We start from the raw sequence: 3,712 nt of genomic DNA, 5'->3' as shown, positions 1-3,712 counted from the left end.
ATCTCAGCACGGCGGATCACCGGAATCCGGGCTTCACGGGCAGCAGCTACTTCAGGATTATCACTTTTGATGGCGGTTGACACCACCACCACACTGGCAGAAATCACGTTATCTGCGCTGTGTTGCAAGAAGATCTCGGCACCTAAATTACGCAGACGCTGCGTTACGGCATTTTCCGCGATATCAGACCCGCTGATTTGATAGCCTTCATTGGCCAGTACTTCTGCAATGCCCCCCATGCCAGCACCACCAATGCCAACAAAGTGAATACGGCTGACTCGGCGCATTTCTGGCACCATAGTGCGCAATTTTGCAATTTTTTGATTATTAATATGATTCATTATGATCTCTTATCAGCCAGCGCCGTAATGACAGTACAAACCCGTTGTGTTGCATCAGGAATGGCAACCCGACGGGCTTTTTGTGCCATATCTATCAGCCGCGTGCGGTCTAATTCCAGTACATGTTGCACCAGAGATTCGGCGGTCAGTTGATCTTGTTCGATAATCATTGCAGCACCGGCCTGCGCTAAGGTAAGACCATTAAGGTATTGCTGACGATCTTTATGCTGAAACGGGACAAAAATTGCCGGTAATCCTGCCGCTGCAAGTTCAGAAACGGTTAGCGCACCTGAGCGGCAGATCACTACATCAGCCCATGCGTAGGCTGCGGCCATGTCATCAATAAACTCACCGAGCGTATTTTCGGTTACCGGTTGTGTAAGCGGATGTTCACTATCAGTGATCTGACACTCCACCCCAGCTTGCTGGTAGTCTTGGGCGGTGCTGTTAAGCGCACCTTTCCCAACCTGATGCCACAAGCAGATTTTATCCCCAAGCAGCGCTGCCGCTTTTGGCACTGTCTGGTTTAATACGCGAGCACCCTGACTGCCGCCGATCACGAGCACACGTAGCGCGCCCTGCCGGTTAGCGTAGCGGGTTTCAGGTGCAGGCAGTGCCAGTACATCAGTACGTACCGGATTCCCCACCACATCAGCCTGTGCAAATGCACCGGGAAAAGCCTGTAGTACTCGTGCTGCAATTTTTGACAGCCAGCGATTGGTTAATCCTGCAATGGCATTTTGCTCGTGCAGTACGACCGGAATGCCCAATAGCCATGCGGCAATGCCACCAGGACCTGAGACATATCCACCCATACCCAGAACTACATCAGGCTGATATTCAGCCATAATTGCGCGTGCTTGTTTGATGGCGCGCCAAATACGTAACGGTGCGCTAAGCTGGGCTTTCAGGCCTTTGCCACGTAAACCGGTAATTTGAATGAAGCTGATGTCAATGCCATGTTTGGGCACTAAGTCAGCTTCCATGCGATCGGCAGTGCCCAACCAGCGAACCTGCCAACCCTGTTCCATCAGCTGATGTGCTACGGCAAGGCCGGGGAATACGTGTCCGCCCGTGCCTCCTGCCATCACCAGCAGTCGTTTTGCCTTCATCGACTTCCTCTTACATGAGCTTGTGCTTTCGCTAACCGTGTTTCATGGTCAATGCGCAGCAAAATAACAATTGCAGTCGACATTATCAGCAGGCTTGATCCCCCGTAACTGATCAGGGGTAAGGTCAAACCTTTAGTCGGCAACATGCCTGCGGCAGCGCCGACATTCACTAATGCCTGAAAACTAAACCAAATACCGATTGCACAGGCTAAAAAACCAGAGAATCGTAATTCAGCTTCCAGCGCCCGACGACCAATCGCCAACGCCCGAAAAGCCAGCAAGAATACCATTAACAGGATCAGAACCACACCGACATAACCGAGTTCTTCGCCAATGATCGAGAAAACAAAGTCAGTATGTGCTTCGGGCAAGTATTCAAGCTTTTGAATTGAGTTGCCAAGACCTTGCCCCCAAAAATCACCGCGCCCAAATGCCATCAGTGATTGGCTTAGCTGATAACCACTGCCGTAAGGGTCTTGCCACGGGTCAAGAAAAGAGGTTACGCGTCTGACACGGTAAGGTTCAGCCAAAATCAGTACAACAACAGCCAGCGCGCCCATGCTAATCAGGGCTAAAAACTGCCATAATGGTGCACCAGCTAGAAACAGCATGCCGACGGTGGTAACAAACAGTACAACGACTGTACCTAAATCGGGCTGAGCAAGTAAAAGCATCGCCAGCAGCAGCATTACGCCCATTGGCTTTAAAAAGCCGAGCCGTTTCCCGCGAATTTCATCGCCTTTACGTACCAAGTAACCGGCCAGATAGCAAAACAGTGACAGCTTGGTTAGCTCTGCCGGCTGAATACGCAAGGGCCCAAAAGATATCCAGCGCGATGCGCCGTTAACTGAACTACCGACACCGAGTACCACTATCAGCATCAAGATAGAAAGTAACAACAGCGGTACACCAAGTTGTTGCCACAGGCTCATCGGCATCCGTAACGTCGCCAGAGCCAAACCAAAGGCAATAACAAGATACAGAACATGCCGCTTAGCAAAGAGGAAAGGATCATCAGCCAAACGCTGCCCAACCGGCATCGAGGCAGAAGTCACCATGATTAAGCCAATCAGTGCCAAACCGATAGCCAGCCAGAGCAGCGTGCGATCGTACAATCCGGTGCCCGGATCATCATTTTCCCATGCACCGGTCACCCAATTGGTGATACGTGACAGTATGCCTGCCCCTATCATTGCGCCAGCTCCCGTGCCAAACGCACAAATTCCTGCCCGCGGACTTCAAAGTTTTTAAACTGATCCAAGCTAGCACAGGCCGGAGACAGCAAAACCATATCACCAGTACTGACAACGCCTGCAATCTGTTGCATGGCTTGTTCAAGCGTTTCAACCAACACAGACCCCGGTTTTAATGCCGCCAACTGTTGTCCATCACGGCCAAAACAGTACAGCTGGATATGAGCTGATTGCAGTAAGGGTTGTAATGAGCTGAAATCAGCGCCTTTTCCATCGCCACCAAGCAATAAATGTAAGCGACCACTCACTTTCAAACCGTGTAACGCGGCTTCAGTACTGCCCACGTTGGTCGCTTTAGAGTCATTAATCCAGCGAATTCCACGCGCTTCGTGCACCAACTGAAAGCGATGCTCTAATCCGCCAAATATACGCAAGGCCTGCAATGCGCCGGTACGCGAAATGCCGGCGGCATCAGCCAGTGCCAGAGCTGCAAGCGCGTTAGCATAGTTGTGCTGACCAACCAGTTTCATTTCACTGACCGGTAATATAGCGTCTGAACGCTCGACGGCGTGGAGATCACCAACAACCGGTGCAGTAAGCCACTGTATGCCATCAATTTCCGATAAACGGTACTGACCTTGTGTGACCCCAAAGCTGATAATCGGACCATCAGCAGGTGCTTCTGGCATGGTTAACGGATCATCAGCATTGATGATAAGGTGCGCGGCATGCTGATAAATAGAGAGCTTTGCTGCACGATAATCATCTAGACCCTGATAGCGATCCATATGATCCTCGGTCACATTCAGTACCGTAGCAGCAATAGCTTGTAAACTGTGGGTGGTTTCCAGCTGGAAACTCGACAATTCAAGTACATACAGATCATAACGGTGCTCTAGCAGAGATAATGCTGGAATGCCGATATTACCGCCTACCCCTACGCATAATCCGGCACTTGCAGCCATCTCACCCACCAAACGGGTGACAGTACTTTTGCCATTTGAACCGGTAATCGCAATGATGGGCGCTTTTGCTTCACGGCAAAACAGTTCGATATCACCGATAA

General features: G+C 50.8%; 4 protein-coding genes. All 4 read right to left on the bottom strand.

What is annotated here, in order from left to right:
- A partial coding sequence (locus ACRC27_RS14220; RefSeq protein ID WP_438640180.1) for a Mur ligase domain-containing protein occupies positions 1 to 341 on the bottom strand: 341 nt, incomplete at its 3' end.
- A complete protein-coding gene (gene murG, locus ACRC27_RS14215) occupies positions 341 to 1,453 on the bottom strand; it encodes an undecaprenyldiphospho-muramoylpentapeptide beta-N-acetylglucosaminyltransferase (RefSeq protein ID WP_438640179.1) in 1,113 nt (370 codons plus the stop codon). The genes ACRC27_RS14220 and murG, both read right to left, overlap by 1 nt.
- Positions 1,450 to 2,646, bottom strand: a complete 1,197-nt coding sequence (gene ftsW / locus ACRC27_RS14210; protein WP_438631054.1) for a cell division protein FtsW — start codon at positions 2,644 to 2,646, stop codon at positions 1,450 to 1,452. The genes murG and ftsW overlap by 4 nt, the downstream gene beginning before the upstream one ends.
- A partial coding sequence (murD, locus tag ACRC27_RS14205) for a UDP-N-acetylmuramoyl-L-alanine--D-glutamate ligase (RefSeq protein ID WP_438640178.1) occupies positions 2,643 to 3,712 on the bottom strand: 1,070 nt, incomplete at its 5' end. The genes murD and ftsW, both read right to left, overlap by 4 nt.

This window comes from Plesiomonas sp., from assembly GCF_051650925.1.
GTDB lineage: Bacteria > Pseudomonadota > Gammaproteobacteria > Enterobacterales > CAMTGL01 > Plesiomonas.
The sequence above is the reverse complement of the archived record's forward strand: the minus strand, read 5'-3'. Positions and strand labels throughout refer to the sequence as shown.